At 43.8% G+C, this 13,447-nt stretch carries 15 protein-coding genes; 9 read left to right on the forward strand and 6 right to left on the reverse strand.

The genetic code is table 11. The features are described 5' to 3' along the window. From M3P07_RS07855 to M3P07_RS07895, 9 genes are all read left to right on the forward strand, one after another. Entirely contained in the window at positions 1 to 921 is a 921-nt protein-coding gene (locus tag M3P07_RS07855; RefSeq protein WP_249969325.1) for a homoserine kinase, read from the forward strand. Positions 922 to 927: 6 nt separating this feature from the next. Continuing rightward, positions 928 to 2,223, forward strand: a complete 1,296-nt coding sequence (gene thrC, locus M3P07_RS07860; protein WP_249969326.1) for a threonine synthase — start codon at positions 928 to 930, stop codon at positions 2,221 to 2,223. A 101-nt stretch (positions 2,224 to 2,324) separates the two neighbouring features. Next, positions 2,325 to 3,410, forward strand: coding sequence for a glycine cleavage system aminomethyltransferase GcvT (gcvT, locus tag M3P07_RS07865; RefSeq protein WP_249969327.1), 1,086 nt, complete (start codon positions 2,325 to 2,327; stop codon positions 3,408 to 3,410). After that, on the forward strand, positions 3,410 to 4,324 hold the full coding sequence (locus tag M3P07_RS07870) for a glutaminase (RefSeq protein ID WP_249969328.1): 915 nt from the start codon (positions 3,410 to 3,412) through the stop codon (positions 4,322 to 4,324). Before gcvT ends, M3P07_RS07870 begins: the two co-directional genes overlap by 1 nt. A gap of 3 nt (positions 4,325 to 4,327) precedes the next feature. Further along, complete coding sequence (locus M3P07_RS07875) at positions 4,328 to 5,149, forward strand: sugar nucleotide-binding protein (protein WP_249969329.1); 822 nt, start codon at positions 4,328 to 4,330, stop codon at positions 5,147 to 5,149. Positions 5,150 to 5,444: 295 nt separating this feature from the next. Beyond that, positions 5,445 to 6,548, forward strand: coding sequence for a serine hydrolase domain-containing protein (locus M3P07_RS07880; RefSeq protein WP_249969330.1), 1,104 nt, complete (start codon positions 5,445 to 5,447; stop codon positions 6,546 to 6,548). A gap of 35 nt (positions 6,549 to 6,583) precedes the next feature. Then, positions 6,584 to 6,871 carry a 4a-hydroxytetrahydrobiopterin dehydratase gene (locus M3P07_RS07885; protein WP_249969331.1) on the forward strand — a complete coding sequence of 96 codons (288 nt, stop codon included), beginning with the start codon at positions 6,584 to 6,586 and terminating at the stop codon, positions 6,869 to 6,871. 48 nt (positions 6,872 to 6,919) lie between these two features. Then, entirely contained in the window at positions 6,920 to 7,630 is a 711-nt protein-coding gene (locus tag M3P07_RS07890) for a YebC/PmpR family DNA-binding transcriptional regulator (RefSeq protein WP_249969332.1), read from the forward strand. Positions 7,631 to 7,702: 72 nt separating this feature from the next. Beyond that, positions 7,703 to 8,197 carry a hypothetical protein gene (locus M3P07_RS07895; RefSeq protein WP_249969333.1) on the forward strand — a complete coding sequence of 165 codons (495 nt, stop codon included), beginning with the start codon at positions 7,703 to 7,705 and terminating at the stop codon, positions 8,195 to 8,197. Here the strand turns inward: M3P07_RS07895 and M3P07_RS07900 are convergent. From M3P07_RS07900 to M3P07_RS07925, 6 genes are read right to left on the reverse strand one after another with little or no spacing between them, the layout of a single operon-like run. Further along, positions 8,194 to 8,733, reverse strand: a complete 540-nt coding sequence (locus tag M3P07_RS07900) for a 1-acyl-sn-glycerol-3-phosphate acyltransferase (protein WP_249969334.1) — start codon at positions 8,731 to 8,733, stop codon at positions 8,194 to 8,196. The genes M3P07_RS07895 and M3P07_RS07900 overlap by 4 nt on opposite strands. A gap of 38 nt (positions 8,734 to 8,771) precedes the next feature. After that, complete coding sequence (locus tag M3P07_RS07905) at positions 8,772 to 9,899, reverse strand: iron-containing alcohol dehydrogenase family protein (protein WP_249969335.1); 1,128 nt, start codon at positions 9,897 to 9,899, stop codon at positions 8,772 to 8,774. Further along, positions 9,899 to 10,603, reverse strand: coding sequence for an HAD family hydrolase (locus M3P07_RS07910; RefSeq protein WP_249969336.1), 705 nt, complete (start codon positions 10,601 to 10,603; stop codon positions 9,899 to 9,901). Before M3P07_RS07910 ends, M3P07_RS07905 begins: the two co-directional genes overlap by 1 nt. Next, the gene (gene kdsB / locus M3P07_RS07915) at positions 10,594 to 11,307 is read right to left on the reverse strand and encodes a 3-deoxy-manno-octulosonate cytidylyltransferase (protein WP_249969455.1); all 714 of its coding nucleotides are present in this window, start codon (positions 11,305 to 11,307) and stop codon (positions 10,594 to 10,596) included. Before kdsB ends, M3P07_RS07910 begins: the two co-directional genes overlap by 10 nt. A 36-nt stretch (positions 11,308 to 11,343) precedes the next feature. Next, positions 11,344 to 11,910 (reverse strand): DUF4126 domain-containing protein, encoded by a 567-nt coding sequence (locus tag M3P07_RS07920; RefSeq protein ID WP_249969337.1) that lies wholly within the window; start codon positions 11,908 to 11,910, stop codon positions 11,344 to 11,346. Positions 11,911 to 11,940: 30 nt separating this feature from the next. Continuing rightward, positions 11,941 to 13,374: an ATP-dependent DNA helicase gene (locus M3P07_RS07925; protein ID WP_249969338.1), complete on the reverse strand. Its 1,434-nt coding sequence runs from the start codon at positions 13,372 to 13,374 to the stop codon at positions 11,941 to 11,943. Between the last annotated feature and the right edge of the window lie 73 nt (positions 13,375 to 13,447).

A 13,447-nucleotide genomic window follows, 5' to 3' on the forward strand; every position in this document is an offset into this window, starting at 1 on the left:
ATGGAAGATATCAAAGTTTTTTGCCCTGCCACCATTGCCAATGTTTCCTGTGGATTTGACGTGTTGGGATTGGCATTGGATTCCGTTGGCGACGAGATGATCGTTCGGAAAACAGCTGAAAAAGGCGTCAAAATCACCAAGATATTGGGTCAAGACTTACCTCTGGAAACAGAAAAGAATGTTTCGGGCGTGGCAGGATTGGCCTTGCTTGCAAAAAGTGACTATGATGGTGGTTTCGAGATAGAAATCGACAAACGGATCAAACCGGGAAGTGGCATTGGCAGCAGTGCAGCCAGTTCTGCTGGTGCAGTATGGGCCATGAACGAATTATTGGGAAAGCCCTTTTCCAATTTGGAGTTGACCCAATTTGCCATGCAGGGAGAAAAGCTGGCAAGCAATGTGGCTCATGCTGATAATGTGGCCCCAGCCATTTATGGGGGCTTCACCTTGGTACGCAGCTATGACCCCTTAGACATTGTTTCAATTCCCACTCCGAATGAATTGTTTGCCACGGTAATCCATCCACAAATTGAAGTAAAGACCTCTGATTCGCGAAAAATATTGAAGACCAAACTCACTTTGGAAACCGGAATTCGGCAGTGGGGGAATCTAGGGGGCTTGGTTGCCGGGCTGTTCCAAAACGATTACGACCTAATTGGTCGTTCCTTGGAAGATCATGTGGTGGAGCCTATCCGCTCCATTTTAATTCCCGGGTTCGAAGCAATCCGGGCCAATGCGATTAAGGCTGGTGCCCTAGGTTGTGGAATTTCAGGTTCCGGTCCATCCATTTTTGCCTTGAGCAAAGGGGAAGTAACCGCCAAAAATGTGGCCGAGGTCATGCGGGAAACCTACAGCTCAATTGGCATCGATTTCGACATCCATGTATCCAAAGTCAACACCCAGGGGGTAAAACCACTCTAACTTTCTATGAAGTTCTATAGTTTAAACAATTCGGAAAATCAGGCTAGTTTTAAAGAAGCTGTTATAGCTGGGATAGCGCCAGACAAAGGCCTGTACTTTCCAGAGAAAATAGAAGCTTTACCAGCTGATTTTTTTGACCAAATAGAGACCTTGTCCAACCACGAGATTGCCTTCCGGGCAATTCATCAGTTCGTAAAAGATGACATTGAAGATGACGCATTAAGGAAAATCATTGCCAACGTGCTTGATTTTGATTTTCCTGTGGTGGAAGTCGAGGAAAATGTGGCCACCTTGGAACTTTTTCATGGCCCAACCATGGCCTTTAAGGACGTGGGTGCCCGATTTATGGCCAACTGTTTGGGACATTTCTCCAAGGGAGAAAAAACGGAGGTAACCGTTTTGGTGGCCACTTCCGGGGATACCGGAGGTGCGGTGGCCAATGGATTTTTGGGGGTTGATGGGGTGAACGTCGTCATCCTCTTCCCTAGCGGAAAAGTATCGGATATCCAAGAACGTCAATTAACCACCTTGGGACAGAACATTGTGGCCATGGAAGTGAACGGGGTGTTTGATGATTGCCAAAGTATGGTAAAAACCGCCTTTTTGGATACTGAGATTACCGACCACAAAAAATTGACCTCGGCCAATAGCATCAATGTTGCACGTTGGTTGCCACAGCTTTTTTATTTTTTGTTTGCTTATAAACAGGCTAAATCCCAAGGCAAACAAATCGTGTTCTCCGTTCCCTCCGGAAATTTTGGAAACATCTGTGCTGGAATGGTGGCCCAAAAATTGGGCATGCCTGTGAAGCATTTTGTTGCTGCTACCAATGCCAATAAAGTGGTGCCCAACTTCCTCGAAAACGGGATATACGAGCCGCTACCTTCGGTAGCTACTATTTCCAATGCCATGGATGTGGGCGACCCCAGTAATTTTGTTCGGATTCGTCATTTATATCAGGATGAGTTGGAAAATTTACGAAGCAACCTCTCCTCCTATTCCTTTTCTGATGATGCTACCAGGGAAACCATGAAGTCCATCCATGAAAATTCGGGATATGTTGCCGACCCCCATGGAGCTGTGGGGTATTTGGGATTGAAGGAATACCAAAAAGCCAATCCGGATACCTATGGTATCTTCTTGGAAACAGCCCATCCCGTAAAGTTTTTGGATGTGGTTGAAGAAACCCTAGGCCTAACACCTGATATTCCTGCACAAATCCAAAAGGTGATGGACAAGCAGAAAAAATCCATCAAAATAGATAATTACGAAGGACTAAAATCCTATCTACTGGGCAACTAGCTATCCCTTTCGTCAGTTAACAACATATTGTTTAAAAGATTCGGATTTTTTAGGCGTTTCTTTGTCGAATTCGAATAAATTTACCCCATAAACTGGACGTTATGAAATCTACAGCATTGACTGAAACCCATATCGCACTGGGCGCCAAAATGGTTCCCTTTGCAGGTTATAATATGCCCGTTTCTTACGAAGGGGTAAACGCGGAACACGAAACGGTACGTAAGGCCGTTGGGGTGTTCGATGTTTCCCATATGGGTGAATTTTTAATTGAGGGGCCAAAAGCGCTCGAGCTAATCCAAAAAGTAAGTTCCAACGATGCTAGTAAACTCACCATAGGAAAAGCACAATATAGTTGCATGCCCAACGAGACCGGCGGCGTTGTGGACGATTTGATCATCTATCGCATTAAGGAAGAGACCTATCTGCTTGTGGTCAACGCCAGTAATATTGATAAGGATTGGGATCATATTTCAAAATATAATGCCACAATTGGAGCTGAGATGCGTAACATTTCGGACGACTATTCCCTTTTGGCGATTCAAGGACCTAAAGCGGTTGAGGCCATGCAGTCCTTGTCTTCCATTGACCTAGCCGAAATCAAATTCTACAATTTTGTGGTTGGGGATTTTGCAGGAATAGACCATGTGATCATCTCCGCTACGGGTTACACAGGTTCCGGCGGATTCGAAATCTATTGTAAGAATTCCGAAGTACAACAAGTATGGGACAAGGTGCTGGAGGCGGGAGCTGATTTTGGCATCAAACCTATTGGCCTGGCTGCCAGGGATACGCTCCGATTGGAAATGGGCTATTGCCTGTACGGAAACGATATTGACAATACTACCTCGCCCTTGGAGGCTGGTTTGGGTTGGATCACCAAGTTCACTAAGGATTTTGTGAACAGCGAAGCTCTGGCAACACAAAAAGAAGCAGGAATCACTCGAAAACTGATAGCGTTCGAACTTCAAGAGCGTGGCATTCCGCGTCAAGGGTATGCCATTGTGGATGCAGCTGGCAACGAAATTGGAAAAGTGACTTCCGGGACTATGTCCCCTTCACTTTCCAAAGGGATAGGATTGGGGTATGTTCCCAAAGAACTTTCCCAAGTGGATACCGAAATCTTTATCCAAATCCGGAAAGCCCAGGTAAAGGCAACCGTCGTAAAACTTCCATTTTATAAGGGATAATGACAGATTTTCAGCCCATTTTGGACCAAATCCATAAGAACATCAAGCGATGTTACGATAAGGGTCGGGTGGCTGATTATATACCGGAACTTTCCAAAGTGGACCCCAACAAATTTGGTATTTCCATTTTGGACAACAATGCCCAACAATTTTCAGCGGGTGATGCGCAAGAGCGGTTTTCTATCCAGAGTGTGTCCAAGGTTCTTTTACTCTCCATGGCCTTTGCCAAGGTGGGAGATGCGCTTTGGGAACAGGTAGATGTAGAACCTTCGGGAGATCCCTTCAACCATTTATCGCTATTGGAAATGGAAAATGGCATTCCCAGAAATCCCCTGATCAATGCAGGGGCCATTGTGGTCTGTGATGTATTGTTGTCCCAACTCAAAAATCCTAAGGAAGAATTTATACAATACATCAGGGATATAGCCGGGGATGATTCCATTGAATACAATTTGGAGGTTGCGAAATCCGAAAAAAGAACAGGATTCAGAAACTATGCCGCGGCCAACTTGATAAAGTCATTTGGAAATTTAGAACATGAGGTGGAGGACATTTTGGACTTCTATTTCCATTCCTGTGCCATTGCCATGAGCTGCGAGCAGTTGGTGAAGGTGTTCTATATTTTTATGAACCGGGGCAAATGTATGGCCAACAACCATTATTTGGAGCTATCGCAGGTAAAACGTATCAATGCCCTAATGCTCACCTGTGGATTTTATGACGAGGCCGGGGAGTTTGCCTTTGAAGTAGGCCTGCCCGGCAAGAGCGGTGTTGGCGGTGGTATTGTGGCCCTGTTACCCAATGAATTCTGCGTAGCAACATGGTCACCGGGACTCAATGAAAAAGGAAATTCCAAGCTGGGAATGCTGGCGTTGGAGCAATTAACGACCGAAACCGGTTTGTCAATTTTTTAATGTTTGGATAAAAAGAAGATACTCATACTAGGGGCCAGTGGCTTTATCGGCAATGCCATTTATAAGGAGCTCTGCAACTATTTCAACACCTTTGGCACCTATTGTCACACAACTATCTACAGCGATAATGGGCAATTTCTCAGGTACGATATGCGGGAGGACGATATTGTTCAATTGTTGGAAAAAGTGCGTCCCGATTTTATTATTTCGGCTCTGCGCGGGGAGTTTGGCGCCCAGGTACAGGCCCACGAACATATGATGGAATACCTTATCAAAAATGAGGCGAAACTCTATTTTATTTCCTCTGCCAATGTTTTTGATGCCTATAGTAAATTCCCTTCGTACGAATACGACAAAACCCTTTCGGAAAGTGTGTATGGTCGTCTCAAAATCAAAATTGAGAACATGATGATGCGCCTGCCCAAAGAAAAGACCGCCATCCTTCGGGTGCCCATGGTCTTTGGGAATGCGTCGCCCCGTGTAAAGGAAATCAAAATGCATTTAGAGGCCAATGAGCCCATCGAAGTATTCCCCAACCTTATCGTAAATGTGACCAACGACGACCGGTTGACCCAGCAAATCCATTACCTTATCAACAGGGACAAAACGGGCATTTTCCACTTGGGAAGCAAGGATCTTATCCAACACGAGGAATTTATCAAGGAGATAATCAAGCAAATCGGGAATTTCCATCCTATTTTAAAGCGGGTGTTCACTACCAACGAAGACCGTTATCTAGCCGCTTTACCTAAGCATAACAAACTTCCTAAGAACCTACGGATAAAGTATCAGGAGATTATTGATCATCATATACCGGTGGATTGAATTTTAAATGTTGAGGTTATCAATGTTAAATGTGAAGTTCTAAATGTTGAATTGAAAATTGAAAATTGAAAATTGAACTTGAGTTTGAACTTGAACTTGTTTTTAGCTGAATGATAAAAGTTCTGACAACTGAAGTTTGATTTCTGATTTTCAATGTCAGATTCTAAATTTTAAATCGAAATCCATTCAACATTAAGCACTTAGACTTAAAAATCTCTATTCCTCAAAACTAGACCGCTCGTTTCATATTTTGGTCATATCTTCATGCTAAATCCTCATTTTCGAAATCAGTTTTATGAAACACCTCCTTTTTACTTTCATATTCCTTTTGGTATTCAGTATTGGAAATGTGCGGGCGCAACAAGCTAAAAATCCATTGAAGGATCAAGGGCATAAAATCACAAAAGTACAGTCCAAATTAATATTTGAAAAAGCTAAAAGACTTCCGGAAAACGCACAGCTTTCCATCGCCATTATCCAAAATGGAAAAGTCAATTATTTTGGGGTCAAAAAGGTCAAGGATTCCCTTGAAACCATCCAAAACCACCAAAAGGTGTTCGAAATTGGGTCAATCACCAAAGTATTTACCGCTACCCTTCTTGCAGATTTTGTCACCGACGAAAAATTACATCTAGAAGATTACATCAACGATTATATTGACTTTCCTATAAAGGACGATATCCAATTTTCCTTTAAGCAACTTGCCACCCATACTTCTGGACTTCCGCGCGTGCCAGAAAGTTTGAGCTCCCCAACCCTTGATCTCACAAATCCCTACAAGGATTATGATGAGGAGAAATTGAAGCGATATCTTTCGGAAAAGCTGGTACTCTCGGCAAATCCCGGAGAAAAATCCGAATATTCAAATCTTGGTGTTGGCTTGCTCGGGTTTATCCTAGGTGAAATTGACAATTCGTCCTACATGGATTTGGTACAAACCAAGATATTTGACCGATACGATATGGCCAATTCAACTACGCTACGATCCAGAGTAGCAGACAAGCTGGTTATTGGCCTAAATGACAATGGGGAGGAAGTTTCCCATTGGGATTTGGCTGTACTCATGGGGGCCGGGGGTATTTTATCCACTACGGAAGATTTGACCAAGTTTGCCCTTGCCCAGTTTAATAGAAACGATAAAGTACTTGCTATGACCAGAATGCCGTTTCACAAGATATCGGATGACTTTGCCACGGGATTGGCCTGGGCCATTGTAAAAACTGAAACAGATAACACTTGGTATTGGCACAATGGCGGAACAGGCGGCTACACCTCGGCTATGATCATAGATACGGAAAGCAAAATTGGGGTTATTGTTCTCTCGAATATATCCGCCTTGGGCAAATTGACCAACGAAGTAATCAAGCTTTGTCCGGAGCTAATGGTAACACTTGAATAAGTAAGGTATAAAAACAAAGATAGTTCGAATAAAAAATGAAAAAACTAACCACTAACCAAATCGAAGAATTACTAAAAAGCTTAGATGGGTGGACCTATGAAAATGGGAGCATTTGCAAGTCCTTTGTGTTCAAGGATTTTAAGGAGGCTTTCTCGGTCATGACCCGCATTGCTTTTGAAGCGGAACAACAAAACCACCATCCCAATTGGGAAAATGTCTACAACCAACTAACCATTAAACTCAACACCCACGATGTTGGGGGCATCACCCAAAACGATTTTGACCTTGCAACTGCGATTGAGCAAATCGTAAAGACGGGTTGACAAAGGGGCATTTTTTTTTAAATTTGTCGCTGTCCAAAATCAAAATATATGGGAAGAGCATTTGAATTCAGAAAGGCACGGAAAATGAAGCGCTGGGCAGCTATGTCCAAAGCGTTTACCCGCATTGGCAAAGACATTGTCATTGCAGTTAAAGAAGGTGGCCCAGATCCTGATTCGAATGCCAGACTACGCGCCGTAATTCAGAATGCCAAAGCGGCGAACATGCCCAAGGACAATATTGAGCGGGCCATTAAACGGGCCTCCGACAAAAGTCAGGGGGATTTTAAAGAAGTGCTGTTTGAGGGGTATGCTCCCCATGGCATTGCTATTCTCATAGAGACCGCAACGGATAATAACACACGAACTGTGGCCAACATCCGCAGTTATTTCAACAAGTGTAACGGAAGTTTGGGCACTTCAGGCTCCGTGGAGTTTATGTTTGACCATACCTGTAATTTTACGATAAACGGAGAAGACCTAGATCCCGAAGAATTGGAATTGGAATTCATTGATTTTGGGGCAGAAGAGGTTTTTGTAGATGAGGATGGCATTCACATCTACGCCTCTTTTGAAAGTTTTGGGGCTATCCAAAAGGAATTGGAATCCCGCGAAATAGAAATTATCTCTTCTGGATTTGAGCGAATTCCACAGGTCACCAAGGAGCTTAATGAAGAACAAGTGGTCGATGTGGAAAAACTTCTCGAAAAAATCGAAGAGGACGACGATGTCCAAAACGTTTACCACACGATGAAGGAGTAATTCCCGGCCAAAAATCCGGTAAAATGTAAAGAGGGTTATAAATTTTCGACCAAACCACAAACATCCTTGGTTATGCGCAGCCTTTTACTCTCTACCCTTACTTTTCTGTATGTTGGAGTTCTTTCTGCCCAAGAAATGAATTCCGCCAAACTATTGGAAATTATTAAACAAGAGGCAGACACTGTGCAGGTATCTGGTAATTCTTATCGGTTTTTATTTAATGAGGCCATGTTGATCTGCGTTTTTGATGAAAATGCCAACCGCATGCGGATCATTTCACCCATTGTGGAGCGGGAGAAGCTTGGGGAAGAGGAACTCCTGAATGCGTTGGTTGCCAATTTTCATTCGGCATTGGACGTAAAATATGCATTGAGCGACGAGATCATTTGGTCTGTCTATACGCATCCATTAAAAGAACTTTCGGAGCATCAGGTGGTGGATGCCATTCAACAAGTGTATGCAGCAGCCCTAACGTTTGGCAGTAGTTATTCCAGCACCAATCTGGTATTCCCAGGCAACAAGAAAAAGGTGGAAAAACCCAAGACCAAACCGCTTAAAAAAACCTAGTAGCTGTATTCCGGAATCTTACCTTTTACATCTTTAAAAAAGGCTCGAATTTTTTTAAAATCCTGCTGAATATCGTCTGTAGGTAAAAATGGTTCAGCAACCTTTACCTGTTTGTTGCCAAAATCAAAGGCCACCATTACAATGGGAACTTGGGCTTTCTGGGCTATGTGGTAAAATCCAGTTTTAAGTGCCTTAACCTTCTTGCGGGTTCCCTCTGGCGCCAAGGCAAATCGGAACACTTTCCTTTCTTTAAAAATCTGGGCAACACTGTCCACGGTGTTGGAACTCTTGGTGCGATCAATCGGGGTACCCCCTGTCCACCTAAAAAACCAGCCGAACGGAGGTTTAAACAAACTTTTCTTTCCGATATAGTGCATCTCCTTATTGATTACTTTTCGAACCAAAAGACCGAGAAAGAAATCCATCCAATGCGTGTGCGGAACCACAATGATCACACATTTGTCCAAATCGGGAAAGGATCCCACCAATTTCCAGCGCAAAACTTTGAAATATAAAAATTTGGCCAATTGATGCATGGTGTCCTACTACGTTTTAAATGGTAAATATTGCCAATCTAAATTTTGGCATATAATTCCTGAAGCCGCTCTGGGGTCATAATGCTTCTCCAATCTGGCCCAAGGGCATTTTCCCATAAAGGCTCCATCCCCAACGCTACATGCACCATAGTATCAAAATCACTTTGGGTCAGGTTGGCACAGATTCCTTTGGGCATCTGAATGTTCTGCTTTTCCAACATCTGCTTAAATAGATGCACTCCCTCTGGATAAAACTCTCCCAAATGCTGGAACACAAGACAATTTCCTATTCCATGCTTGGTTCCCAATAAATAGGAAAGTCCATAACTCATGGCATGCGCAATCCCCACTTGGGAATAGGCAATGCTCATCCCCCCATGCCAAGAAGCCATCATCAGTTGATCCCTGGACTCCTCCTCCGAAATATCCGTTAAGAAAACTTCCTTACATAATTCCAGGGCCTTTTCCCCATAGCTTTTGCTGAATGCGTTAAGATAGGTTCCATTTAGGGATTCTATACAATGGATAAAGCAATCCATTCCAGTGTAGAACCATTGTTCTTTGGGTACGGTCAGGGTCAAATCTGGATCCAGTACCACTTGATCAAACGTGGTGAAATCGGAATTAATACCCAATTTCTTCTCTGGGCCAAGCAATACTGTTGTTCTTGAAACTTCGGCACCCGTACCGCTAATTGTGGGCACTCCCACGTGATAAACGGAAGGTCTGTCCACCAAATCCCATCCCTGGTAGTCCTGTGCAAGTCCTTCGTTGTTCAACATAATGGCAACGGCTTTTGCAAGATCTAGAAGTGTTCCACCTCCAATGCCCACAATCCCGGAAGGAAGTTCGTCAAATTGCTCCCGTATACGGGCCACAAGGGCATCCACTTGCTGGGTCTTGGGTTCTTCTAATGCAGATATAAAAATAAGTTCGTCTTTGAACATTAGAGGAACCTTTTGGGCTAACTGATGGTCTTCAAAGAAATCGTCCACCAAAAAGATAAAGGGTGCTTCAGAACTTCTCCGCTTGGGCAACAGAATTTCACCCAATTGGGAAAAACTACCCTTGCCAAAAATCACCCGGGGCACCATGGGAAAATTACGGTACGAGGTATTCTTATTCGATATGGTCTCTTTACTCTTCAAATTGTAATCCGTCTTCATTAATTGTCCAAATACTTCAGAACATCCTTGAGGTTGTTCAATTTCAAGTGATTGTTAATTTGTTCTTCTTCTGAAACGAGCTCATGCGCCCAAGTGGTATGAAAGGGTACGTGGATGGCTTTGGCCCCAATATTCAAAATGGGCAAAACATCCGATTTTAGCGAGTTCCCGATCATCAGGAATTCCTCTACCTGGATTTCCAAATGTTCCAGCAATCTGCTGTAGTTGCTTTCCTTTTTATCACTGAGCACTTCAACATGGTGGAAATATTTTGATATGCCAGATTTTTCCAACTTTCGCTCTTGGTCCAACAAGTCTCCCTTGGTTAGAACGATAAGCCTGTACTTGTTTTCCAATTGGGACAAGACCTCTTCCACCCCATCCAATAGCTCTACGGGATGGGAAATCATCTTTTTGCCCAGTGCCAATATTTCCAATATGGTTTCTTGTGGAATTTTACCGTTGGATAGATCAAGTGCTGTTTCTATCATGGACAGCACAAACCCTTTCACCCCATAGCCATAGAGTTCCAAGTTTTTCATTTCAACCTTAAAGAGCTCCTGGTCCACCTTGTTTTTGGTCTCGTAACCTTCCAACAACTCGGCAAAGCGCTCCTCGGTCTCCCTAAAATAGGTCTCGTTGACCCATAGGGTATCGTCGGCATCAAAGCCTACGACCTTTATGTCCTTAAAATCTATGTCCATGCTTTTTTGGCTCGTTCAAGGTCTTCGGGGGTATCAATTTCTATGCCGGACACATGCGTCTCCACCATTTTTATTTTTTTTCCATATTCCAGGAATCTAATGGCCTCGATTTTTTCCTTGGCCTCCAAGGGAAGCATAGGTAATCGCTGAAAATCCATCAAGGCGCGTTTCCTGAAGGCATATATGCCTTTGTGTTTATAATATTTGGCGTCCACCTGTTCATCCCTGGGATAAGGGATCGGGGAACGTGAAAAATACAAGGCAAAATCCTCGTTATCCACAATGACCTTAACCGTGTTGGGATTGGCAATTTCTTCCCAATCTGTGATGGGGGTCATTAATGAAGCGAGATCTATCTCCTTGGCTTCATCATTTTTGAATACCTCAATCACCTTGGTTAAACTCTCCTTATCAATGAAGGGTTCATCACCCTGTACATTGATCACAATGTCCACCGCCATATCCTCCACGGCTTCTGCGATGCGGTCGCTACCACTTTCGTGTTCCTGTTTGCTCCTGAGGGCCTTCCCTCCTATTCCAGAGATAACATCGAAAATGATATCGCTATCGGTCACAACCAAGACCTCGTCGAACAAACCTGTTTCAACGGCGGCCTCATAGGTACGCACGATAACTGGTTTCCCCTTCAGGTCCTGCATTAACTTGGCAGGAAATCTGGAGGCCTGGTACCGGGCCGGTATCATGGAAATAATCTTCACCTACGTCACTTAAGGGTTAATCTAACTGCTTTTGGGCCGCAATTTGCGATAAATTCTGAAAATGACGACCAAAATAATAATAACTAAAATAGCGGCAATGGGTGGCACCAAAATTGAAGCTGTGGAAACTGCGACTGCCGTTCCCGTCTCGATTGTGGATACCACGGGGTTCGCCATCCCGCCGGTGGTTGCTGTTGAAGTTAATCTTCCTGCTGCATTGGCCCCTTTTATTGCAGTGGCGGTTCCACCGCCAGCAATGATGGCCAAAGACCAGGTTACCACGGGATCAAGATTGGCCACTGTGGATACCACAACGGCCGTGCCCGCAATGGCGGCCAAAGGTACCGCCAAACTGTCCAAGGCATTGTCTACCCAAGGAATAAAATAGGCGAAAATCTCTACCAAAGTAGCTACGCCCAGGGTTATTAATGCGGCAAGACTGCCTATCCATTCCCAATTTTCATTGAGTTCCCAGACTCCAAGATAAGCGGCCAAACTTAGCGCAAAGAGGGGTAAAAACACCCTAAACCCAACCGATGCGGCCAGGCCTATGCCTAAGAAAATGCTAATTATTGTGTCAGGTGTCATGCCCATGATCTTGTCTAAAATAGAATATTCCTAGTCAAGAAAAAAATCATCCTTAAAACCTATTAAAAATAGTTTTTCCTTGGCCCGGGTTACCGCGGTATACAGCCATCGGAGGTAATCTTTATCGACCCCGTTGGGAAGATAGGGCTGTTCCACAAAAACGTTGTTCCACTGTCCTCCCTGCGATTTATGACAGGTAATCGCATACGAAAACTTCACCTGGAGGGCATTGAAGAACTTGTTGTTCTTAACACCCAAAAACTTTTTATACTTGGATTTTTCATGGGCATAGTCCTTCATTACTTCTTGGTATAGCCTATTGCCATCCTCATACGGGAGCGATGGAGTTTCTGCCTTTATGGTATCCAACAGCAAAACCGTCTCGAAAGGTCTTTGGTTGGGGTAATCCACCATTTTCACCTTAACCTCAGCAAAGGAAAATCCATACAATTCCTTTATGGAAAAGAGCTCAAGAATCTCAATAATATCCCCATTTGCTATAAAACCGGCTTCGGAATTGGGGCGCAGCCAGAAGTAATTGTTCTTTACCACCATCATATAGTCACCAACGGCAATTTCGTTGTCCAAAAACAGGATGCGTTCCCTTATATTCTGATTGTACAGGTTGGCCCTTTTGTTGGAACGAACCACAATGGCCGTTTCTTCCTTGCCGTCGTTGGAATACGAGGAATCAATCGCCTCCTGGATTTCTGTGCCATCCACCAAACGGACAATATCCGTAAAGTGTCCCAAATCAAATTTGAAGCCATCGTAAAATTGGGTTTGTAATTGCTCCCTTAATTGTGTCGCGTTGAAAAGGATACCGGAATCCTGTGTTTGCCGCATCACCTCATCCAATTCCATACATTCCACTTCCTTATTATAGTTGAGGGCAATCCGGTCTTCTTCCAGGGCCGGACTCAAATCCAATTTAACAGGGGGCAACTGGGCGGTATCCCCAATCAACAATAACTTGCAATGATGTCCGGAGTACACATAGTACATAAGGTCGTCCAGCAAGGAACCATTTTCGAACAGTTTGGAATCGGCAGGCGTATCAGGAATCATGGAGGCCTCATCCACAATAAAAAGTGTATTTCGATGCTTATTGGGTGCCAATACAAACTGTATACCTCCACCTGACTGCTTTTTGGGATAATATATTTTCTTGTGGATGGTAAAAGCCTTGTTCCCAGAATACACCGACATAACTTTGGCGGCCCTTCCGGTGGGAGCCATTAATACCGACCCCATTCTTATTTTCCACAAACTGTTTACCACAGTACCAACCAAGGTGGTCTTTCCTGTTCCGGCAAAACCTTTAAGAAGGAAAACCTTCTCCTCTTTTCCCCCAAAAACAAACTTGGATAACTTCTCCAAAGCAAGCTGTTGTTTTAGGGTAGGTTCGTGTGGAAATTTTTGCGATAGAATCTCTAAAAATCCAGTAGGTGTAGGGTCTGTCATAGGCTGTTTTGAATGCTGTGGATTTTTAAAGCAAAAAGTTTCGTGATTAAAAAAAAATTGTAGATTTGTCAGT

Source organism: Flagellimonas myxillae, assembly GCF_023502235.1.
Classification (GTDB): Bacteria; Bacteroidota; Bacteroidia; order Flavobacteriales; family Flavobacteriaceae; genus Flagellimonas; species Flagellimonas myxillae.

What these genes read in the sequence shown, in the direction of transcription:
- M3P07_RS07855 (WP_249969325.1), top strand. Translation starts at nt 1, where the DNA reads ATGGAAGATATCAAAGTTTTTTGCCCTGCCACCATTGCCAATGTTTCC.
- thrC (WP_249969326.1), top strand. Translation starts at nt 928, where the DNA reads ATGAAGTTCTATAGTTTAAACAATTCGGAAAATCAGGCTAGTTTTAAA.
- gcvT (WP_249969327.1), top strand. Translation starts at nt 2,325, where the DNA reads ATGAAATCTACAGCATTGACTGAAACCCATATCGCACTGGGCGCCAAA.
- M3P07_RS07870 (WP_249969328.1), top strand. Translation starts at nt 3,410, where the DNA reads ATGACAGATTTTCAGCCCATTTTGGACCAAATCCATAAGAACATCAAG.
- M3P07_RS07880 (WP_249969330.1), top strand. Translation starts at nt 5,445, where the DNA reads ATGAAACACCTCCTTTTTACTTTCATATTCCTTTTGGTATTCAGTATT.
- M3P07_RS07885 (WP_249969331.1), top strand. Translation starts at nt 6,584, where the DNA reads ATGAAAAAACTAACCACTAACCAAATCGAAGAATTACTAAAAAGCTTA.
- M3P07_RS07890 (WP_249969332.1), top strand. Translation starts at nt 6,920, where the DNA reads ATGGGAAGAGCATTTGAATTCAGAAAGGCACGGAAAATGAAGCGCTGG.
- M3P07_RS07895 (WP_249969333.1), top strand. Translation starts at nt 7,703, where the DNA reads ATGCGCAGCCTTTTACTCTCTACCCTTACTTTTCTGTATGTTGGAGTT.
- M3P07_RS07900 (WP_249969334.1), bottom strand. Translation starts at nt 8,733, where the DNA reads ATGCATCAATTGGCCAAATTTTTATATTTCAAAGTTTTGCGCTGGAAA.
- M3P07_RS07905 (WP_249969335.1), bottom strand. Translation starts at nt 9,899, where the DNA reads ATGAAGACGGATTACAATTTGAAGAGTAAAGAGACCATATCGAATAAG.
- M3P07_RS07910 (WP_249969336.1), bottom strand. Translation starts at nt 10,603, where the DNA reads ATGGACATAGATTTTAAGGACATAAAGGTCGTAGGCTTTGATGCCGAC.
- kdsB (WP_249969455.1), bottom strand. Translation starts at nt 11,307, where the DNA reads ATGATACCGGCCCGGTACCAGGCCTCCAGATTTCCTGCCAAGTTAATG.
- M3P07_RS07920 (WP_249969337.1), bottom strand. Translation starts at nt 11,910, where the DNA reads ATGACACCTGACACAATAATTAGCATTTTCTTAGGCATAGGCCTGGCC.
- M3P07_RS07925 (WP_249969338.1), bottom strand. Translation starts at nt 13,374, where the DNA reads ATGACAGACCCTACACCTACTGGATTTTTAGAGATTCTATCGCAAAAA.